The sequence below is a fragment of the Luteibacter sahnii genome (assembly GCF_034063545.1).
Taxonomy (GTDB): domain Bacteria; phylum Pseudomonadota; class Gammaproteobacteria; order Xanthomonadales; family Rhodanobacteraceae; genus Luteibacter; species Luteibacter sahnii.
Map to the genome: position 1 here is coordinate 25,141 of NZ_JAQLOK010000005.1, position 18,585 is coordinate 43,725.

General features: G+C 69.3%; 19 protein-coding genes. 9 read left to right on the forward strand and 10 right to left on the reverse strand.

The features are described from left to right. Positions 1–2 precede the first annotated feature (2 nt). The 8 genes from nagZ to PI246_RS13970 all read left to right on the forward strand — a co-directional run bounded on the left by nagZ (position 3) and on the right by PI246_RS13970 (position 5,538). On the forward strand, positions 3–1,004 hold the full coding sequence (gene nagZ, locus PI246_RS13935; protein ID WP_320551913.1) for a beta-N-acetylhexosaminidase: 1,002 nt from the start codon (positions 3–5) through the stop codon (positions 1,002–1,004). Between the two features lie 6 nt (positions 1,005–1,010). Next, positions 1,011–1,559: a hypoxanthine-guanine phosphoribosyltransferase gene (locus PI246_RS13940; RefSeq protein ID WP_320551914.1), complete on the forward strand. Its 549-nt coding sequence runs from the start codon at positions 1,011–1,013 to the stop codon at positions 1,557–1,559. Positions 1,560–1,561: 2 nt separating this feature from the next. After that, positions 1,562–2,308 carry an S-methyl-5'-thioinosine phosphorylase gene (locus tag PI246_RS13945; RefSeq protein WP_320551915.1) on the forward strand — a complete coding sequence of 249 codons (747 nt, stop codon included), beginning with the start codon at positions 1,562–1,564 and terminating at the stop codon, positions 2,306–2,308. A gap of 135 nt (positions 2,309–2,443) precedes the next feature. Then, positions 2,444–2,650 (forward strand): cold-shock protein, encoded by a 207-nt coding sequence (locus PI246_RS13950; RefSeq protein ID WP_072320702.1) that lies wholly within the window; start codon positions 2,444–2,446, stop codon positions 2,648–2,650. Between the two features lie 149 nt (positions 2,651–2,799). Continuing rightward, on the forward strand, positions 2,800–3,180 hold the full coding sequence (locus PI246_RS13955) for a type IV pilus modification PilV family protein (RefSeq protein WP_320551916.1): 381 nt from the start codon (positions 2,800–2,802) through the stop codon (positions 3,178–3,180). Beyond that, positions 3,147–3,551, forward strand: a complete 405-nt coding sequence (locus PI246_RS13960; RefSeq protein ID WP_320551917.1) for a PulJ/GspJ family protein — start codon at positions 3,147–3,149, stop codon at positions 3,549–3,551. The genes PI246_RS13955 and PI246_RS13960 overlap by 34 nt, the downstream gene beginning before the upstream one ends. 237 nt (positions 3,552–3,788) lie before the next feature. After that, a complete protein-coding gene (locus PI246_RS13965; RefSeq protein ID WP_320551918.1) occupies positions 3,789–4,817 on the forward strand; it encodes a N(4)-(beta-N-acetylglucosaminyl)-L-asparaginase in 1,029 nt (342 codons plus the stop codon). 1 nt (position 4,818) lies between these two features. Beyond that, positions 4,819–5,538 carry a copper homeostasis protein CutC gene (locus PI246_RS13970; RefSeq protein ID WP_320551919.1) on the forward strand — a complete coding sequence of 240 codons (720 nt, stop codon included), beginning with the start codon at positions 4,819–4,821 and terminating at the stop codon, positions 5,536–5,538. Positions 5,539–5,553: 15 nt separating this feature from the next. On the opposite strand, the gene pdeM is transcribed toward PI246_RS13970, so the two are convergent. The 10 genes from pdeM to PI246_RS14020 all read right to left on the reverse strand — a co-directional run bounded on the left by pdeM (position 5,554) and on the right by PI246_RS14020 (position 17,312). Then, positions 5,554–6,198, reverse strand: coding sequence for a ligase-associated DNA damage response endonuclease PdeM (gene pdeM / locus PI246_RS13975; RefSeq protein WP_320551920.1), 645 nt, complete (start codon positions 6,196–6,198; stop codon positions 5,554–5,556). Further along, positions 6,195–8,630: a ligase-associated DNA damage response DEXH box helicase gene (locus PI246_RS13980; protein WP_320551921.1), complete on the reverse strand. Its 2,436-nt coding sequence runs from the start codon at positions 8,628–8,630 to the stop codon at positions 6,195–6,197. The genes pdeM and PI246_RS13980 overlap by 4 nt, the downstream gene beginning before the upstream one ends. Then, positions 8,587–10,182, reverse strand: coding sequence for an ATP-dependent DNA ligase (locus tag PI246_RS13985; protein ID WP_320551922.1), 1,596 nt, complete (start codon positions 10,180–10,182; stop codon positions 8,587–8,589). Before PI246_RS13985 ends, PI246_RS13980 begins: the two co-directional genes overlap by 44 nt. Then, a complete protein-coding gene (locus PI246_RS13990; RefSeq protein ID WP_320551923.1) occupies positions 10,182–11,204 on the reverse strand; it encodes a ligase-associated DNA damage response exonuclease in 1,023 nt (340 codons plus the stop codon). The genes PI246_RS13985 and PI246_RS13990 overlap by 1 nt, the downstream gene beginning before the upstream one ends. Before the next feature lie 73 nt (positions 11,205–11,277). Next, positions 11,278–13,041, reverse strand: coding sequence for an ABC transporter transmembrane domain-containing protein (locus PI246_RS13995; RefSeq protein ID WP_320551924.1), 1,764 nt, complete (start codon positions 13,039–13,041; stop codon positions 11,278–11,280). Between the two features lie 119 nt (positions 13,042–13,160). Continuing rightward, the gene (locus PI246_RS14000) at positions 13,161–13,751 is read right to left on the reverse strand and encodes an IMPACT family protein (RefSeq protein ID WP_320551925.1); all 591 of its coding nucleotides are present in this window, start codon (positions 13,749–13,751) and stop codon (positions 13,161–13,163) included. Between the two features lie 2 nt (positions 13,752–13,753). Further along, complete coding sequence (locus PI246_RS14005; protein ID WP_320551926.1) at positions 13,754–13,999, reverse strand: tetratricopeptide repeat protein; 246 nt, start codon at positions 13,997–13,999, stop codon at positions 13,754–13,756. A gap of 395 nt (positions 14,000–14,394) precedes the next feature. Beyond that, on the reverse strand, positions 14,395–15,924 hold the full coding sequence (locus PI246_RS14010) for a GGDEF domain-containing protein (protein WP_320551927.1): 1,530 nt from the start codon (positions 15,922–15,924) through the stop codon (positions 14,395–14,397). A gap of 111 nt (positions 15,925–16,035) precedes the next feature. Next, positions 16,036–16,752, reverse strand: coding sequence for an anti-sigma factor (locus PI246_RS14015; RefSeq protein ID WP_320551928.1), 717 nt, complete (start codon positions 16,750–16,752; stop codon positions 16,036–16,038). Beyond that, positions 16,749–17,312 carry a sigma-70 family RNA polymerase sigma factor gene (locus tag PI246_RS14020; protein ID WP_320551929.1) on the reverse strand — a complete coding sequence of 188 codons (564 nt, stop codon included), beginning with the start codon at positions 17,310–17,312 and terminating at the stop codon, positions 16,749–16,751. The genes PI246_RS14015 and PI246_RS14020 overlap by 4 nt, the downstream gene beginning before the upstream one ends. Positions 17,313–17,460: 148 nt before the next feature. Here PI246_RS14020 and PI246_RS14025 point away from each other — a divergent pair, with 148 nt between their 5' ends. Next, entirely contained in the window at positions 17,461–18,570 is a 1,110-nt protein-coding gene (locus tag PI246_RS14025; protein WP_320551930.1) for an SAM-dependent methyltransferase, read from the forward strand. Positions 18,571–18,585 lie beyond the last annotated feature (15 nt).

Sequence of the window (18,585 nt, forward strand, 5' to 3'; positions counted from 1 at the left end):
CCGTGCTGATCATCGGCCTGTCCGGCACCACCTTGCAGCCGCACGAGCATGCGCAGATCACTGCGCCCGGCGTCTGTGGCGTGATCCTGTTTTCGCGCAACTTCGCGTCCCGCGCGCAGGTGACCTCGCTCATCGACGCTATCCGCGAGGTCGGTGGCGAGGACATCCTCGTCTGCGTCGATCAGGAAGGTGGTCGCGTGCAGCGTTTCCGCGAGGGCTTTACCCGCTTGCCGCCGCTCGCGGTGCTGGGTCGGCTCTATGACACCGATCCGGCCGCCGCGATCGAGCGGGCCGAAGAACACGCCTGGATCATGGCGAGCGAGATGCGCGCCACCGGCGTGGATTTCAGCTTCGCCCCGGTCGCCGACCTCGACCGCGGCAGCGCGGCGATCGGCAACCGCGCGTTGCACGCCGATCCCGAGGCCGCCGCCGACCTCGTCCAGGCCTACGTGCGCGGCATGCACCTGGGCGGCATGGCGGCCGTGCTCAAGCACTTTCCCGGCCACGGTTCGGTCAAGGAAGACACGCACCAGTCGTCGGCCGTCGATCCGCGCTCGAAAGACGATATCCTGCGCACCGACCTGCGTCCCTTCGTCGCCGGCATCGACGCACGCGCCGAGGCGGTGATGGCCGCGCACGTGGTCTACACCGCGGTCGACGACCAGCCCGCGGGCTATTCGTCCGTCTGGATCGAAGACATCCTGCGCGGCGAGCTCGGCTTCCGGGGCTGCGTGTTCGGCGACGACATCAGCATGGCCGCGGCCGGCAGCGCCGGCGGGATCGCCGCCCGCGTGCATGCCAACCTGGATGCCGGCTGCGATCTGGTGCTGGCGTGTTTTCCCGAGGCCGTGCCCGAGGCCATCGCCGCGGTGAAGGGCCGGCGTCCCTCGCCGATCGAGCGCATCGCGCCGCTGCGTGGCGAAATCGCCTCGACCTGGGAAGGCCTCACCGACAATCCCCAACGCGACCGTTTCATCCAACGCGTGACCGCACTGGAGTCCTGAATCATCATGTCCACTTTCGCTCCGCTCGAGCAGGCGCTCGCGCACTCCGACGTGTTGTTCACTCGTGAGCAACTCGATACCGAAATCGCCCGGATGGGTCGCGAGATCGATGTGGCGCTCGATGGCGAGCGCCCGGTGTTTCTTTCCGTGATGCATGGCGCGCTGATCTTCGCCGGCCAACTCGCGCTGTCCGTCCGCACCGACCTCGAATTCGACTATGTGCACGCAACGCGCTACCGGGGCCAAACCAGCGGCAGCGACCTGCACTGGTTGCGTCGCCCCGAAGTGCCCCTCAAAGACCGCACCGTGCTGCTCGTGGACGATATCCTCGATGAAGGTCACACCCTCAAGGCCGTGCGCGATGCGTGCCTGGCAATGGGTGCGAAGCGGGTCATGCTGGCGGTGCTGTGCACCAAGCGGCACGACCGACGCGCCGGAGGCATCGAGGCCGATTTCAACGGCGTCGACCTGCCGGACCGCTACGTCTTCGGCTATGGCATGGATTACCACGAGCAGGCCCGAAACCTGCCGGCCATCCACGCGCTGAAGGACTGACGATGGCTCTCGATCTCGCCATCATCGGCGGCAGCGGCCTCTATGCCTTCGACGGCCTTGAGGGCATCGAGCGCCACACGGTGGACACCCCGTTCGGTCCCGCGTCCGGCGACGTCGTCACGGGCCGGTTCAAGGACCGGCGCGTGGCCTTCCTCGCCCGTCACGGCGAAAGCCACACCGTGCCGCCTCACCGGGTGAATTACCGGGCCAATCTCTGGGCGCTGCATGCGCTGGGTGCGCGTCGCGTGCTCGCGGTGAATGCGGTCGGCGGTATTCGCGATGACATGGGCCCGCGCGTGCTGGTGGTGCCCGACCAGATCATCGACTACACGCATGGCCGTTACACGAGCTTCAACGACGTGGACGGTGCCGAAGTGCGGCACATCGATTTCAGCGAGCCCTACACCGATAGCCTGCGCCAGCGCGTGCTTGCCGCGGCGCGTGCCGAAGGCCTCGCGATCGTCGACGGCGGTGTACACGGTGTCACCCAAGGCCCTCGCCTGGAGACCCGCGCCGAGATCGCGCGGATGAAGCGGGACGGTTGCGACCTGGTCGGCATGACGGGCATGCCCGAAGCGGCGCTGGCGCGCGAGCTCGACCTGGAGTTCGCCTGCCTGGCCCTCGTGGCCAATTTCGCGGCCGGTGCGGGCGACGATGCCGAGATCAGTATCGACGAGATCTTCGCCCACCTGAAGGCGGCCACCGCCCACGTCTTTCCGATCGTCGGCCGGATGCTCGAGGCGCTCTGACTCGGAAAGAATCGTAGTTGCGCTTTGCTCCCAAACGTGATGATACTTCGCAGGCGCCGCGGGGGCAGGCCAAGGGAATCCATGGGGAAGCCTCGCCGTCCGGGTGCTTCCAGTCCATGTCCAGAGGTTTCCGCAATGCGTTTCGGTACGGTCAAGTGGTTCAACGACGCCAAGGGTTTCGGTTTCATCGCGCCCGAGGACGGTGGGGAGGACGTGTTCGTCCACTTTTCTGCGATCAATTCGAAGGGCTTTCGTAGCTTGCAGGAAGGTCAGCGTGTGAAGTTCGAAGTGACCCAGGGCCCGAAGGGCGCCCAGGCGTCGGGCGTCGAAATCGCCGCCTGATCGACCTGTAAGTACGCTTCGAGAAAACCCCGTGCTTTGGCGCGGGGTTTTTTTCAGGGGAATACCGACACCGACGGTGTGAGCGCGCGGACGTCCATTCGCGTGGCACCCCGCTTCGCGCCCATGCCCATCGGAGGCATCGTGGGCGGATGTGTCGTGTCCGCGGTTCGTCCCTCATCGAATGCCTCGTCGCCCTGGCGATCTTCGCCATCGGCAGTGCGGCGCACGCCACGTGGCAAGCGCACTCACTGGCCATGCATGCACGGGCGTCGCGTTCGTTCGCCGCCACCACCGTCGCCTTGAATCTCGCCACGCGCCTGCGTGCGGCGCGGCGACGCGACGCGCGTGAAGCAAAACCGGCAAACATGCCAGCCCTTGGCCGCTTCGAACAGGAACTGCGCGCGATGGTGGGGGCTCGCGCGACGGGTACCGTCGCCTGCGATCCCGACGATTCGTGTCGCATCCGCATCGCCTGGGCCGGTCGCGAAGAACTCTCATGGCACGTGCCTGCACCGTCGCCCGGGGCATGACGCTCGTGGAGCTGGTCACGGCACTGCTGGTGGCCTCACTGGTCGCGGCGATCGTGCTGTTGTCGCTCTCGATCGATGGGCGCACTCACGGTCGCGCGATGAGCCGTCGCCGCCGCGAGGACGACGCGTGGCTTGCGCTGGCCGCCATCGCCGGCGACATCAGCCGTGGCGGTCCCGCGGTGTGGAAGGTGACCGACGGAACCCTGCGTCGGGACGGCCAGCCTTACGTCGATGGCGTGCAAGCGTTCGTCCTGCGCCCGGATGGGCAAGGCGCCGACGCGTCGCGTGTGCCAGGCGACCCTCGCGTCGTGGCCTTGCACCTGGTGCTGGATGACGGCCGTCGGTTTGTCCGCGTGGTCGAACAGCCGTGACGCCGCCGAGTCCGCGCGGTGCCATTCTTCCCTTCGTGCTCGTCGCGCTGGCCCTGCTCGCGCTGCTCGGGGCGGCTCTGGCGGGGTCCGCCCGGGCGCGTCTCGCGGCGGCACGGGCCTATCGCCAGGCGACGATGCACGCCTTCGAGATGGAGGCACCCGGCGGTGGTCAGTCGCAAGGGCGCCATGCGACCATCCCCGTTGGCGCGGATCGCGCGTCGTCGAATGGGGCAGTTCATGGATCGCAGGCGGTTTCTTCAGGGGGCGACCCTGGCATCGGGCCTGGCACTGAGCGGTAGCGGCCTGGCGAAGGCCGCGGCATCCACGGGCAAGGCCTCGGGCGCCGGCAAGGTGCCTCGCGTGTGCTCGACCTGGGATTTCGGCGTGGCCGCGAATCAGGCGGCGTGGAAGGTGCTCTCCACCGGCGGGCGCGCACTCGACGCGGTCGAGCAAGGTGCCCGTGTGCCGGAAGCCGACCTGCGGAACCACAGCGTGGGTCGTGCCGGCTACCCCGACCGGGACGGCAAGGTCACCCTCGACGCCAGCATCATGGACGAACACGGCAATTGCGGTGCGGTGGCCGCGATGGAACACATCGCGCATCCGATTTCCGTGGCGCGTCGCGTGATGGAGCGCACGCCCCACGTGTTGCTGGTGGGTGACGGCGCCACGCAGTTCGCTATCGAACAGGGCTTTCCGCGCGAGGAACTGCTCACCCCCGAATCGGACAAAGCCTGGCATGAATGGCTGAAGACGGCGAAATACAAGCCGGTTGCCAACAGCGAAGTGAAAACCTACAACGCCGGACCGGGCGGCACGCCGGGCGACGCGAGCAACCACGACACCATCGGCATGCTCGCCATCGACGCGCACGGCAACCTCTCCGGCGCATGCACCACCAGCGGCATGGCGTGGAAGATGCACGGTCGGGTCGGCGACAGCCCGATCATCGGCGCGGGCCTGTACGTGGACAACGACATTGGCGGCGCGACCTCCACCGGCGTGGGCGAAGAAGTGATCCGCAACGTCGGCAGTTTTCTCGTCGTGGAACTGATGCGCCAGGGCCGTTCGCCCGAAGACGCCTGCCGCGAGGCGGTGGAGCGCATCCTCCGGCGCAAGCCCGAAGCGAAGGGGGTGCAGGTGGGCTTCCTCGCCATGGACAAGAAGGGCAACGTCGGTGCTTGGTCGATCCAGAAAGGCTTCTCCTATGCCATCTGCGATGCCGACAGGCAAGACACCCTGCTCCCGGGCAAGAGCACCTACTGATATGGCCACGCTCGAAGTCGCGGCCAATTCGGTCGCCTCCGCGTTCGCCGCCCAGGAAGGCGGCGCGCATCGGGTGGAACTGTGCGCCAGCCTCGACGAGGGCGGCGTCACGCCGTCGCATGGCACCCTCCGGCTCGCCCGCGAGGGACTGCGCATTCCGCTTTACGTGTTGATCCGTCCGCGGGCCGGCGACTTTCTCTACGAAAATGCCGAAGTCGAAGCGATGATCGACGACATCACGCACTGCCGCGACCTCGGTTGCGACGGCGTGGTGGTGGGCGCGCTTACCGCCGAGGGCGAGGTCGACACCGACACGTGCGAGCGGTTCATCGAGGCGGCAGGGTCCATGGGCGTGACCTTCCATCGTGCCTTCGATCTGGTACCCGACCGTCCGGCGGCCCTGGAAACCCTGGTCGATCTGGGTTTCGAGCGGGTCTTGAGTTCCGGTGGCATGCCCAGCGCGGTCAGCGGCGCGGCGTCGCTGGCGCGCCTGATCGCCCAGGCGAAGCACCGCATCGTGGTGATGCCGGGCGCGGGTATCACGCCCGACAACGTGGCCTCGCTTCGCGAAGCGACCCGGGCCGCCGAATTCCATGCCTCGGCCAAGCGACGCCTGCCGTCGGCGATGCGCCGCGTACCGGGCGATACCCTGGGCATGGGCGATGGCGAGACGCGCACCGATCCGGCGATCGTGCGGGCCCTGGTAGCCGCCATCGCCTGACCGGCATCGGCGGCTTCAACCCAGCGGCAGCAAACCGGCGGGCGTCACGGCGACGATCCGCCGGCCCGCTTCCTCGCGCACGTCGTGCAGGCCCGTAAGCGTTCCGAACGCTGGCAGCATGCCCACGCGCGCGTCGAACACGAAGGCGGGCAGGCGATGCTTGCGCCATCCGTCCCGCACCGCGATGCCGGGATGCACATGGCCCGCCAGTACGTAGCCGCGGTCATCGTCGTCCGGGTGATGGGCGAACACGAAGGGCGGTTGCACGACCCGATCCGGGCGCACGACGAAGCCGAGACGGCTGGCATCCATGTGCCGGTCGTGGTTGCCGGCGACGAGCACCATGCGCACGTCGCGATGCGCCGCTCGCCACCGTTGCACGCGATCCACCCATTCGCTGCGCGAGCCCGGGGCGCCGTGAACGAGGTCGCCGAGCACCACGAGTTCCGCAGGGGCGTGTTCGGCGATGAGCCGGTCCAGGCGGGCGAGGTCGTCCTCGGTGTCGCCGCTGGGCACGGCGATGCCCGCGCGACGAAACACCGCGCCCTTGCCGAAGTGCACGTCGGCGACGAGCAGCATCCGCCGCGCCGGCCAGTGGATCGCGCGTTCGGGATGCAGTTCGAGCACCTCGCCGGCCACCTCGATGCGGTGCGTGCTCATGCCTTGGCCTCAAGCGATTCGCGCATGCGCTCCACCCGTGCCTTCCAGTCGTCGGCGGCGATGCCGCCGCGCAGGCGTTCTACCCACAGCGGAAAGGCGAGTGGCGTCAGGCGGGGCGTCTCACGCCAGAGCAAGCGGCCCCGGGCCATGCGCACGAGGCACGCGCGAAGACGCGTGTAATCCAGTTGCTGCTCCAGCACTTCGCGCTCCGCCTGCCAAAGAAGGGGGTGGGTGGGATCGTGACGCTTGAGCACGTCGAAGAGCAGGCCGCTCGAGGCCTGCAGCTGGCGCAGCGTCTTGTTGTGCGCGGGGTAGCCGTTGAACACCAGCCCTGCGACGCGGGCCACCTCGCGGAACTGGCGTCGCGCGAGCTCGGTCAGGTTTACGCTGTCGCGGATATCGCGGCGCAGGTGCCAGGGATGCAGTAGCACCCGCAACGCGTCGCCGTCCAGGAGGGGCATGCGCGCGGCGGTGAGCGTGAAACCGTAGTCGTTGACGGCGTAACCGTAGTCTCCCGGATGCGCTCGCGACAGCCGGTAGGCGAGCAGGGCGGCCATGCCCTCGTGCGCCAGGCGCCCGGCGAAGGGGTAGACGAACAGGTAGTCGCCCTCGCGCGTACGGGTGCGTTCGCACAGGTATTCGTGCACGCCGGGTACGGCCGACTGGGTGGCCTGGATGGCGAGCAGGGGCCTCAATGCCCGCATTTCGGCTTCGGGCGCCGAGCGATCGGCGAGTACGTCGCGCAACTGGTCCGACAGTTCGCCCGAGAGGGGCAGGCGCCCGCCCATCCAGCGCGGCACGCCGCCGCGCCGGCGGGTGGCCGCGCGCACGTAGGCGGTCATGTCGCGCACGCGCACCAGTTCCAGGTGACGACCCGCGAAGAGGAAGCGGTCGCCCGGCCGGAGCCGGGCGATGAAGGTTTCTTCGACACTGCCCAGGCGCGCGCCTTTCATGTAGCGCACCTGCAAGCTGCCGTCGGAGGTGATGGTGCCGATGGAAAGCCGATGCATGCGAGCGATGCGACCGCTGTCCACGACGTAGCGGTCGCCTTCCCTGACAAGCTTGCGGTATTCGGGGTAGCTCGCGAGCGCCGTGCCGCCGGTCTGCAGGTAGGCGAGCACCGCATCGAACCGTTCACGGGATAACTGCGCGTAGGCGTGCGACGAGGTGATTTCGGCGAAGGCGTCGTCGGCGTCGAAGCCGCCGCCGAGCGCCATCGTGACGAGGTGTTGCGCCAGCACATCAAGCGAGCCGCGCGGCGGATGCCGGGGTTCCAGGTGATCCGCGGCCAGCGCGCGCCTCGCCGCCGCCACCTCGGCCAGTTCGAGCAGGTGGGTGGGCACGCAGAGGATTCGCGACGCCGCGCCGGGGCGATGTCCGCTGCGGCCCGCGCGTTGCAGCAGGCGCGCGATGCTTTTCGGGCTGCCGACCTGGATCACGCGTTCGACCGAGGAGAAATCGACGCCGAGGTCGAGGCTGGAGGTAGCGACCACGCAGCGCAGCGATCCCACCCGAAGGCGTTCCTCGGTCTGCGCACGCAGCTTGGGATCGATCGACCCATGATGCAGGGCCAGCGTGTCGGGGGCGTCGGGCCAGACCGACGACAGGGCTTCGTGCCAGAGTTCGGCCTGCGACCGGGTGTTGGCGAAAACCAGGCTCGTCGTCGCGGACCGCACCGCGTCGAGCACGCGCGGCAACTGCGACAGACCCAGGTGCCCCGCCCACGGAAAGCGCTCGTCACCCTCGGGCAGCGCCGTTTCCACGAGCACCTTGCGTCGGCCCCCGCCGGCGATGAGCCGGCCGTCGCCGCACAGCGCGTGCAGCGCCTCGTCGAGGTTGCCCAGCGTCGCCGACAGTCCCCAGGTGCGTAGCGCCGGTAACTGGCGGCGCAATCGCGTGAGTCCCAGTTGCAGCAGCGTGCCGCGCTTATTGCCGATGAGTTCGTGCCATTCGTCGACGACCACGCCGCGTAACCGTGCGAAGCGCTCACGTGCGTCCGGGTAGGTGAGCAGCAGGGCGAGGCTTTCCGGCGTGGTCACCAGTAATTCGCAGGCACCGCGGCGCAGGCGCGCGCGTTCGGCGCTGCCGCTGTCGCCGGTGCGGCGAAGCACGCGCCACGGCAGGCCCATCGCCTCGACCGCGGCGGTCAGGTGCTGGGTCGTATCCGACGCGAGCGAACGCAGCGGCGTGATCCACAGGAGCTGAAGTCCGGTCGCCGGACGCAGCACGCCGTCGATCAGCGGACCGCCGGCGGCTGCCAGTGTCTTGCCGGTGCCGGTGGGGGCGTGCACGAGGCCGCTCTCACCGTCGCCCCACGCGCGCCACGCGGCGCGCTGGAACGGCGCGGGACGGCGCTCCTGCGCGGCAAACCATTCGAGCAAGCGGCGCTCAGCCCGACGCCAGGCGGCGGAGCGCGTCGAGTGTGTCGGCATCGTGGATCGCCTTGTCGGTGCGCCAGCGCAGGATGCGCGGGAAGCGCACGGCCACGCCGGATTTGTGCCGGCCCGATACCTGGATGGCCTCGAACGCGAGTTCGAAGACGTGCACCGCCTCCACCGAACGCACGGGGCCGAAACGCTCGCGTGTGTGCGCGCGTATCCAGCGGTCGAGACGGTCGATCTCCTTGTCGTCCAGTCCGGAATAGGCCTTGGCGACCGGCACGAGCGTGTCGCCGTCCCATACGCCGAAAGTGTAGTCGGTAAACAGGCCCGACCGCCGGCCGTGGCCCGGTTGGGCGTAGATCAGCACGGCATCGAGAGTGTAGGGATCGACCTTCCACTTCCACCAGTCGCCGCGCTTTCGCCCGACCCGGTAGGGCGAGTCAAGCCGCTTCAGCATGAGGCCTTCGGTGCGCCGCGTACGGGATTCGCCGCGCACGGCGGTCAGCCCCGGCCAGTCCACCGCGTCGATCGAGGGGGAGAGCATGAGCGTCGGCGCATGGCCGTCGACGAGCGCGGCCAGTCGCTGGCGACGCTCCGCGAGCGGGCGTTCGCGCAGGTCCTCGCCGCCCTGTTCGAGCAGGTCGTAGGCCATCAGGCGCACCGGGGCATCGGCCAGCAGCTTCGGACCGGGCTTGAGCTTGCCGATGCGCTTCTGCAGCGCCGCGAACAGCTGGGGATGGTCTTCGTTCGCGGTCCAGGCCAGTACCTCGCCGTCGAGCACACAGCCTGGCGGCAACGCGGCAGCAGCCTGTTCGATCTCGGGAAACCGGCCGTCGAGCCGTTCTTCGCCGCGTGACCACACCAGCACGCCGTCACCGCGACGCATGACCTGCGCACGGATGCCGTCCCACTTCCACTCGGCGAGCCAGTCGCCGACCTCGCCGAGCGTGTCCGGCAAGGCTTCCAACGGGGAGGCCAGGAAGAACGGGTAAGGCCGCTCACCGGCGTGCTCGTCGGCGCGTTCGGGCGCGGCGAGCGCGGTGAACGCCGTCGCCCCCGGCCGCCAGTCTCCGCTCATGCGATGGGCGATGAGGTCCGTCGGCAGGTTCGACCATTGCGCCACCGCCTGCACGAGCAAGCGGTGGGAAACGCCCACCCGTAACGCACCGGTCAGCAGCTTGTTGGCCAGAAACACCTGGTCGCGCGGCAGCGCCCGCCACCATTCGCGCAGCAGCTCAATGCGTCCGGCGCCGTCCAGTCGCGACAGCGACGGCAGCCGGGCTTCCATCCATACGTGCAGCGGCACGTCGGCATCGCCTTCGTCGCCGTCGGGCAGCATCAACGCCACCGTTTCGGCGAGGTCGCCGACCTGTTCGTAGCAATCGTCGATCAGCCAGTCGGCGTAACCGGTTTCCGCGGCGAGGGCGAGGCGCAGTTCGGTCGAGCTGGCCGTGCGCTTGAGCTTGCCACCGCCGAGCACGTAAGCCGCCCAGGCCGCATCGGCCGCAGGCGCCTCGTCGAAATAGCGGGCCATCGCGTCGCGCTTGGCCGCCGTGGAGGTCGTGCGGTCGAGCGCGTCGAAAAGGCGGGCGAAGCGGCGCATCAGTCGCCTTCCTCGCTTGTGCGCAGGTCGGGCATGGTGCCGAGCGAGCGCAACGGTCGCGCATCGACGCCGTGGTCGCGCAGGTGCCGGATCAACGCCTCGCCGTCGCCGTGGGTCACGTACACGCGGCGGGCCTGGGAGTCCGTCACGCTTTGCAGCAGCCCGGGCCAGTCGGCATGATCGGACACCACGAAGCCCCTGTCGTAACCGCGTCGGCGCCGTGCGCCGCGCACCTGCATCCAGCCCGAGGCGAACCCGGTGGAGGCTTTCGCAAAACGGCGCATCCAAGGCGAACCGGCAGCCGAGGGCGGCGCCATGATGAGTTCGCCCGCGAAGTCGCGGCCCTTGGCCGAATCGCTGACCGGCACGGTGGGCGACAGGGTGACGCCCGCCTCGCGATACGCCTCGACCAGACGCACCATGGCGCCGTGCAGGTGCACGACACGGTCGGGTTCGCGCCGCACGAGCTCGGCCAGCACGCGTTGCGCCTTGCCCAGCGCGTAACAGAACAGCACGGCGGGCACGCCGCGCGTCCGGCAGTCGTCCAGCCAGCCGACCAGTTCGTCGATGACCTGCGACATCGGCGGCCAGCGGTAGATCGGCAGGCCAAAGGTGGATTCGGTGACGAAGATATCGCAAGGCACCGGTTCGAACGGTGCGCAGGTCGGGTCGGGGTCCCGCTTGTAGTCGCCGGAGACCACGGCCACCTTGCCGCAGCCCTCGATGCGCACTTGGGCCGCGCCCAGCACGTGGCCCGAGGGATGCAATGACACCGTGGTGTCGCCCAGCACGAAGCGCTCGCCATAGGCATGCGCGTGCAGTACCGACCCCGCGCCGAGACGCTCCCGCATCAGGCCAAGGCCGGCGTCGGCGACATGGTAGAGCGCGCTGCCCGAACGCGCGTGGTCACCGTGCGCGTGGGTGACGACGGCGCGTGCGACCGGCTGCATGGGATCGATGAAGAAATCCCCCGCCGGGCAGTAGAGGCCTTCAGGGCGGGGGTGAAGAAGGTCGCCATCCATGGCACCGACGGTAGGGGCGGCGGTGTCAATACGGCGAAAAAGCAGGCGCGGGATGGGCCACGCCGGGTGCGGCTCAGGCCACGAACTGCAACCGGGCCAGTTCCGCGTAGAGACCGCCCTGGCGCAGCAGTTCGTCGTGCGTGCCCTGGGCGACGATGCGCCCTCCATCCATCACCACGATGCGGTCCGCGCGTTGCACGGTGGCGAGGCGATGGGCGATGACCAGCGTCGTGCGGCCTTTTTCCAGGCGTTCCAGTGCCTGCTGGATCGCCGCTTCGGACTGGGCGTCGAGCGCGGAGGTTGCTTCGTCGAGCAGCAGCAGCGGGGCATCGCGCAAGATGGCGCGGGCGATCGCGATACGCTGTTTCTGGCCTCCCGAGAGCCGCACGCCGCGTTCGCCCAGCGCGGCCCCATAGCCATCGGGCAGGGCGGCGATGAACCCATCGGCTTCCGCGAGGCGGGCGGCTTCCCGCACCTCCTCGTCGGAGGCGTTTTCACGGCCGAAGCGGATGTTGTCGGCGGCCGAACCGCCGAATATCACGGTTTCCTGAGGCACCAGGGCGATCGCGCCGCGCAGTTCGGGCAGGGCCAGCGCGCGCAGGTCGACGCCGTCGAAGCGGATCGTGCCGCTGGCCGGATCGTGGAAACGCAGGAGCAGGCTCAATACCGTGCTCTTGCCCGCGCCAGAGGGGCCCACCAGGGCGACGGTTTCGCCTGGCGCGATGTCGAGGTCGAAGTCGGCCAGCGCCAGCACGTCGGGGCGCGTCGGATAGCGGAACGACACGTGATCGAACCGGAGCGTCCCGGTCACCGGGCGCGGCAGGGGTTCAGGTGCATCCGGCGTGGCGATGGTGGCGCGTTCGGCGAACAGTTCGCCGATGCGTTCCATCGCGCCCGCGGCGCGCAGCACGTCGCCCCACACTTCCGAGAGGCCCGCGACCGAGCCGGCCGCGAAAATCGCGTAAAGCACGAATTGGCTAAGCACGCCGGGGGCCAGCGCGCCGGCGATCACGTCGCGCGCGCCGGCCCACAGCACGAGGGTGATGGCGCCGAAGATCAGCACGATCACGCCCGCGGTGAGCAGCGAGCGCATGCCGATGCGGCGACCCGCGGTCGCCAGGGCCAACGCGATGGCGTCCGCGTAGCGACGGCTTTCGATCGGCTCGCGACCGTAGGCTTTTACCGCCTGCGCGGCGTTGAGGGTTTCGTTCGCCACCGCGGCCGCGTCAGCGATGCGGTCCTGGCTGTGCCTCGACAGTTTTTGCACCCGGCGGCCGAAGATGAGGATGGGCAGCATCACCGCGGGAATCACCAGCGCGGTGAGGCCCGCGAGCCGCGGGCTGGTCCAGGCCATCGCGGCGGCGGCGCCGATGAGCATCACGGCGCTGCGCAGCGCCACCGAAATGCCCGAGCCGACGAGCGTCTGCACCACTTCGGTGTCGGTGCCCAGGCGGGAGGTGAGTTCGCCCACGCGGGTGCTTTCGTAGAAGCCGACGTCCAGGCCGATCACGTGGCGATACAGCGTCGTGCGCAACGACGCCAGCGACCGTTCGCCGAGCAACGCGATGCAGTAATAGCGCCCGGCGGTCGCCAGGGCCAGCACCACGGCCACGCCGAACAGCGCGAGGAAGGTTCCGTTGATGGTGGCGACGTTGGCGGCGAGAAAGCCGTGGTCGATGATGTGCCGAACGGCGACCGGCAGCAGCAGCGAGGCGCTGGAGGAAAGGCCCAGGAACACGAGCCAGCCGATCGCGAGCGCCTTGTGCGGCCGAAGGAACGGCCAGAGATGGCGCAACGCACCGATCTTGCGGGTCTTCTCCTTGCGTTCTTCGGTCATTCGCGGCGCGCTTCCTTAGGTGTCGCTGGCTCGGATGGGGATGGATCACCGCCTATTCAATCACACCTTCGTGACATGCCCCCGGGACCGAACGCCGCAGGCCGCCCGAGGTCGAGCCATCAGCCAGGGTCCCGGCGCGGCTGGATACGGCCGCGACTGATGTCGACCACGCGGGCCGCGATGGCGTCGAGGCGGTCCAGCGGCGCGGTCACCGTGAGTTCCGCGCCATCGGCATCGAAGGTCTCCCGCGCGATCTGGCCGCCGGACTCGCGAATCCGTGCCGAGACCAAAGCCAGTTCGGCGAAGTCGCAATGCATGTGCAGGGCGCCTGTCGCCACGATCGGCTCGCGGGGCGCCAGGCGCAGGCATTCGGCGGCCGAACCCCCGTAGGCGCGGGCGAGGCCACCGGCCCCCAGCTTGATGCCGCCATACCAGCGTGTCACGAGCACGGCGACCCGGTCGCATCCTTGCCCGTCGATCGCCTGGAGGATCGGGCGGCCCGCCGTACCGCCGGGTTCACCGTCGTCGTTGAAGCGATACGCGTCGCCGACGCGATACGCCCAGCAATTGTGCGTGGCCGAGGCGTCGCCCACGAGGGCGAACCATGCGAGCGCCTCCTCGGGATGGGCGATGGGGGCGGCCTGCGCGAGGAAGCGGCTCTTGCGGATATCTTCTTCGTGGCGCCACGGGGCGGTGATCGTGTAAAGCATGGTCAACGTGCGAGGTCGCGCAGGTCCTGGGGCAGGTCGTAACCGGGGTGCGTGCGGCGCAGGGCGTTCAGCACGCGGCGGGCCTCGGCGTAACGCCCCGTGTCGAGCAGGTGGCGGATGTAGGCGACCTGATCGTCGGGCGCGAGCGAGGGAGGGGCCGCCGCGTCGATGGCACGTGGGGCGATCGGCCGTGGGGCGTTCTGGGCCGATGCGTGCGGCGCCCCGGGCGACAATGGCACGGGCGGCATGGGAGGTTCCTGTGGCACGGGTGGCACGGGTGGCACGGGCGGCTCAGGCGGTATGGCGCGCGCGAGTGGAGGCCGGGTCCATGCCGGGCGCACGGGCGTCTCACGGCGCGGCGCCGGGCGTGAGACCACGCCTTCGGTCGACGTATCGGGTTCAGTGATCGGGTGGGGGGTGGGCGGGGCCTCCGCGGGTTTGGGTACGGGTGGCGCCACGAGCGGCACGGGGGCCGGGGTCGGCGCACGCCCGAGGTACAGGCCCACGATGGCGGCGAGGGCCAACACGATCGCCGCACCCCCGAGCAGGCGTCGCACCGACCGGTGGCGCGCGACGTGGGTCGCGGCGTCGGTGACGCGTGGGGCGGAGCGGTGACCACCGCCGCGGGTCGGTACGGGCGGACTCATGCCGATCGGCCGTGGGCCGGTCGATGCGGCGCGTTGTGCGGATCGACGGGCAAGGCGTGCGGGGTGCCCAGGGTGCCTACCCGGTTGTGTCCGCCCCGGCGTGTGCGCTGCAGGGCGCGTTCGGCCGTACTCACGAGGTCGGGCGCGCCCAGGTGCCCGGACGCGCGCAGGGCGGCGACACCGATCGTTGCCGTGACCACGCCGACCGCGCTCAAGGCATGCACGATCGCTTGCGCCTGGATGTGTTCGCGCAACTCGTCGGCCAGCGTTACCGCATCGCGCAGAGACGTGCCCGGCGCGAGCAGCGCGAATTCAGCGCCGCGGAAACGGACCAGGAGGTCGCCCGCCCGGGTGCCGCGCGCGAGCAGCATGGCGGCGACCATGCGCAGGCATTCGTCGCCGGCGGCACGGCCATAACGGTCGTTGTACTCACGCAGGAAGTCGATACCGATGACCAGGAGCGCGATCGGTCCCTCCTGCACCGGTCGCTGCCATTCGTGGAGCAGGCGATCGTCGAAGGCACGCCGGTTGGGTAGGCCGGTCATCCGGTCGATGAAGACCAGGCCGGCGGGCATATCGGGACGACGCGTTGGCCGGGCGTCGACGTCGGCGAGGTCGACCTGGGCCAGCGTGCCGCGCAGGCCGATGCCGACCACGGCGGCGATCGCCGCGGCGATGCCGAGCGGCGGGTGGTCGTCCATCACCATCAGGCCGAAGGCGAGCACGCTCACCGCGAGGAACGTCGGGCTTGCGCCCTGCACGAAGCGCACCACGTAGACGGGGGGATGCCAGTGGCGGCGCGTGGGCGTCATTTCCAGCGAGGCGATCAGCGCGACGAAGGGCAGGTCGAGCAGGACGTCCCACGGGGTGGCGCCGAACTGAGGGTAATCGCCCAGGGCGATGTCATGGTTGTAGATGAAGCCGGCAACGGCATAGGTGGCGAAGAACGACGCCACCGCGCGGAAGAAACGATGGTCGGCCGGGCTATCCGTGGCGACGAAGCGCAACGTGGCGGCGAGCGCCAGGCTGACGTTTTCCAGGTCGAACATCCAGGCCAGCTCGAGTGCGTTCTGGCGGTCGTTGGTGCCATGGAGCGACACGAGGGAGAAGGTGCGCGCGTAGAAAAGCACGCCGAGCAGCACGACCAGGACCATGTCGATGGCGAGGGCCCCGCGCCGGTGCGCGGCGACCGGGGCCGACGATACCGTGACGAGTACCGGTAGCACGTACAGCAGGTAAGCGAACATGCTGTCGCCCGGTGAGGGGTTGGGGTTGTCCAGCACGACGCTCTGCCGTGCGGCCAGCGCGATGCAGACCAGCCACAGCACGATGCTCGCCACGAGCATCCACCATCGGGGGTCATGCGCCTCGTCCTGGCGTCGTCGCACATGCAGGATCGCGCCGATCGCCAGGGCGCCCATGCCGACGTAGCTCGCGTACGACGTGGCCATGCCCAGGCGCGTCTGTGCGGCGAGCACGACGACATGCGCCACGACGACGGCGAGCGCGATACAGAGGGCTTTCATCGCCGGGGCCGACGCACCGCGTGGACGGGTGGCGTCGCCGCGGCGCGATGGATGGGAGCGGTCATGGCGGCATCTTAAAGTGCAGGCACGACGGGCGCGAATCCGGTGGCCTCACCGGTCGGCGAAACGTATCGTGCCCGTGGCGATGACCGGACCGGTCGGCTGGCCGGTGGGCGAACCGCCAGCAGGCTCCAGCGACACCGCCAGCACCGCGTGGCGGGCCAGCTGTGCCAGCACGTCGCCGGTCAGCGCGAGCCGCTTCGGGTCCCTGCTCGGGAAGACGCCCATGGATACGGGCCTGCCGCCCTCGGGCACGATCCACAGCTGCGTGTCACGGCCGGCGGCCAGGGCGCCGGGGCTTCCCGGTTGCACGACGGCCTCGGACCGGCCGGGGTCGACGGTCGCCGTCCACCACGCCTTGCCGTCGTCGGCGACCAGGGTCGATACCCACAAGCGGGCCGGCGCATTCGTGGCGCCGGGCACGGAAGGGCGGGTCAACGTCACCACCAGCATGGCGGCGGCGAACGCCGTCGCGCCCGCGCCGATCCAGCGCCACAACGCCAGGCTGCGCAGCCATGGCACGCGCGCGGGTGTCGTCATGCCGAGGCGGCGCCGGATCGACGACCACACGTGTGCGGGTGGCGTCACCCCGGCGACTTCCGTGGCGAGGGGCATGAGCCGCCGCTGCCATAAGGCGACCGCGGCGGCGGCGTCGGTGCCGGAAGCGACCTCACGTGCCACGGCGGCGCGCGCATCGGCGTCGAGCACGCCGAGCACGTACTCGGCGTAACGCAGGTTGTCCTTGTCCATCTCGATGTCGTCGTTCATGGCGTCATGCACGCCCTGAGTTGTTGCAGGGCCCGGCGTATCCAACTTTTCATCGTGCCCAGGGGCACCTGCATGCGTTCGGCGAGTTCGACGTAGGTCAGGCCGCTGAAGAACGCGTCACGCACGCAGTAGCGCTGGCGGTTTTCCAGCGCACCCAGGCAATCGCTGAGGCGCCGGTAGGCAAGGTCGTTTTCGCCGTCCTCGGCGGGGCCAGGCGAGGTATCGGGCAGCGCGTCCCAGTCGATATCCCGTGCGCCCTGCGTTCGCGGCCGTTGGCGCAGGCGGTCGATCGCCTTGTTGCGGGCGATGGCCATCAGCCAGGTCATCGCACCGGCCAGGCGCGGGTCGAACAGGGGCGCGCGGTGCCAAACGACGACGAAGCATTCCTGGAGTGTTTCCTCGGCGTCGTCGGGATCGCCCATCATGCGCATGCACAGGCCGAACAAGCGGGCGGATGTACGTCGATACAGTTCGGCGAACGCCTTCTCGTTGCGGTACCCCACCTGCGTGAGCAGGTCGGTCAGGACATCATGCTCCCTCGGAGCAGGGCTTACGGTCATGCGAATCCGTCGGCGTTCGGCAAGGGCGTGACGCTGATATATCACGAACGATGTACGCCTAACGCAGGGTAGGCGGAACGCATCCGGGAGCGCGGACGCTTCGTATACCCCCGCATGCCCGCCGCGGGCTCTCAGCGAGAGATGCGTCATGTCATCCGTCCCCTCCGCCGGCCCGTCCGGTCCCGAACGTCCCGCGCGTGGGCTTTGTGGCCTCGTGGAGCGGGGCCTGCTTCCCGACGCCGCCTTTCGCTTCATGGTTCGCCGATTTTGTGCAAAACGTCTCTCGACCGAACGATCCGGCGAAACGGCCGCGACGGATGGGGCACGCCAACGGGAGATCGACGCATTCGGACAGGCCGAACTCACCGTGCGCGCGTCGCCGCTGCTGGGGCCGCTGCGCGACGTGCCGCCACGGTTTTTCCGCCACTGTCTCGGTCCGCGACTGGCATCCGCCGGATGCTATTACCCCTCCGGGCAGGAGACGCTCGCCCAGGCGGAGGATGCGATGCTCGAACTATGCGGCGCGCGTGCGGAACTGGACGACCACCAGGCGATCCTCGAGTTGGGTTGCGGATGGGGGGCTCTCACGTTGTGGATGGCCCGCCGCTTTCCCCACGCACGTATCACCGCCGTGACCGATTGCATGGCCCAGTACGATTACATCCGGGGGTGCTGCGAGCGTGAAGGGCGTCGCAACGTGCAGGTGGTCCATGGGGGCGTCGCGGGATTCGACGCGATCCCCGGGAGCTTCGATCGTGTGGTGACGGTGGAGTTGCTCGACCGGGTGAGCAGCTACCGGGTGCTGCTGGCCCGCATCGCCCGATGGCTCCGGCCTGGCGGCAAGTGCTTCGCGCACTTCGTTGCCCATCGCACCCTGTCGTACGCGCCAGTCGTGCCCGCCCACGGCGGTTGGGCAAGGCGCCATGGCTTCACCGGGGGCGCGGTGCCTTCGGTCGACGCCCCTCTGTGGTTTCAGGACGACCTGCATGTCGAGCGTCGCTGGCTCATCGACGGCACGCACTACCAGCGCACCGCCAACCATTGGCTTGCCAACCAGGATGCCGCCCGCGACGCCGTGATGGCGGTGCTCCGCGACCTGCATGGCGATGCCGCGGGCTTGTGGTACCGACGCTGGCGCATGGTCTGGATGATGCTCGCCGAACGTTTCGGCTACGCGGACGGCGCGGAGTGGATGGCGGTCCATTACCGCTTTGCCCGCCCCGAGTCGTGGGAGCATTCGTTGATCGGGCGATTCTGACTGAACGCGCCGACC

What these genes read in the sequence shown, in the direction of transcription:
- PI246_RS13950 (WP_072320702.1), top strand. Translation starts at nt 2,444, where the DNA reads ATGCGTTTCGGTACGGTCAAGTGGTTCAACGACGCCAAGGGTTTCGGT.
- PI246_RS13945 (WP_320551915.1), top strand. Translation starts at nt 1,562, where the DNA reads ATGGCTCTCGATCTCGCCATCATCGGCGGCAGCGGCCTCTATGCCTTC.
- PI246_RS14010 (WP_320551927.1), bottom strand. Translation starts at nt 15,924, where the DNA reads ATGAAAGCCCTCTGTATCGCGCTCGCCGTCGTCGTGGCGCATGTCGTC.
- PI246_RS13995 (WP_320551924.1), bottom strand. Translation starts at nt 13,041, where the DNA reads ATGACCGAAGAACGCAAGGAGAAGACCCGCAAGATCGGTGCGTTGCGC.
- PI246_RS14015 (WP_320551928.1), bottom strand. Translation starts at nt 16,752, where the DNA reads ATGAACGACGACATCGAGATGGACAAGGACAACCTGCGTTACGCCGAG.
- pdeM (WP_320551920.1), bottom strand. Translation starts at nt 6,198, where the DNA reads ATGAGCACGCACCGCATCGAGGTGGCCGGCGAGGTGCTCGAACTGCAT.
- PI246_RS13955 (WP_320551916.1), top strand. Translation starts at nt 2,800, where the DNA reads ATGTGTCGTGTCCGCGGTTCGTCCCTCATCGAATGCCTCGTCGCCCTG.
- PI246_RS13940 (WP_320551914.1), top strand. Translation starts at nt 1,011, where the DNA reads ATGTCCACTTTCGCTCCGCTCGAGCAGGCGCTCGCGCACTCCGACGTG.
- PI246_RS13960 (WP_320551917.1), top strand. Translation starts at nt 3,147, where the DNA reads ATGGCACGTGCCTGCACCGTCGCCCGGGGCATGACGCTCGTGGAGCTG.
- PI246_RS13990 (WP_320551923.1), bottom strand. Translation starts at nt 11,204, where the DNA reads ATGGATGGCGACCTTCTTCACCCCCGCCCTGAAGGCCTCTACTGCCCG.
- PI246_RS14000 (WP_320551925.1), bottom strand. Translation starts at nt 13,751, where the DNA reads ATGCTTTACACGATCACCGCCCCGTGGCGCCACGAAGAAGATATCCGC.
- PI246_RS14020 (WP_320551929.1), bottom strand. Translation starts at nt 17,312, where the DNA reads ATGACCGTAAGCCCTGCTCCGAGGGAGCATGATGTCCTGACCGACCTG.
- PI246_RS14025 (WP_320551930.1), top strand. Translation starts at nt 17,461, where the DNA reads ATGTCATCCGTCCCCTCCGCCGGCCCGTCCGGTCCCGAACGTCCCGCG.
- PI246_RS13970 (WP_320551919.1), top strand. Translation starts at nt 4,819, where the DNA reads ATGGCCACGCTCGAAGTCGCGGCCAATTCGGTCGCCTCCGCGTTCGCC.
- PI246_RS13980 (WP_320551921.1), bottom strand. Translation starts at nt 8,630, where the DNA reads ATGCCGACACACTCGACGCGCTCCGCCGCCTGGCGTCGGGCTGAGCGC.
- PI246_RS13965 (WP_320551918.1), top strand. Translation starts at nt 3,789, where the DNA reads ATGGATCGCAGGCGGTTTCTTCAGGGGGCGACCCTGGCATCGGGCCTG.
- PI246_RS14005 (WP_320551926.1), bottom strand. Translation starts at nt 13,999, where the DNA reads ATGCCGCCCGTGCCATTGTCGCCCGGGGCGCCGCACGCATCGGCCCAG.
- PI246_RS13985 (WP_320551922.1), bottom strand. Translation starts at nt 10,182, where the DNA reads ATGCGCCGCTTCGCCCGCCTTTTCGACGCGCTCGACCGCACGACCTCC.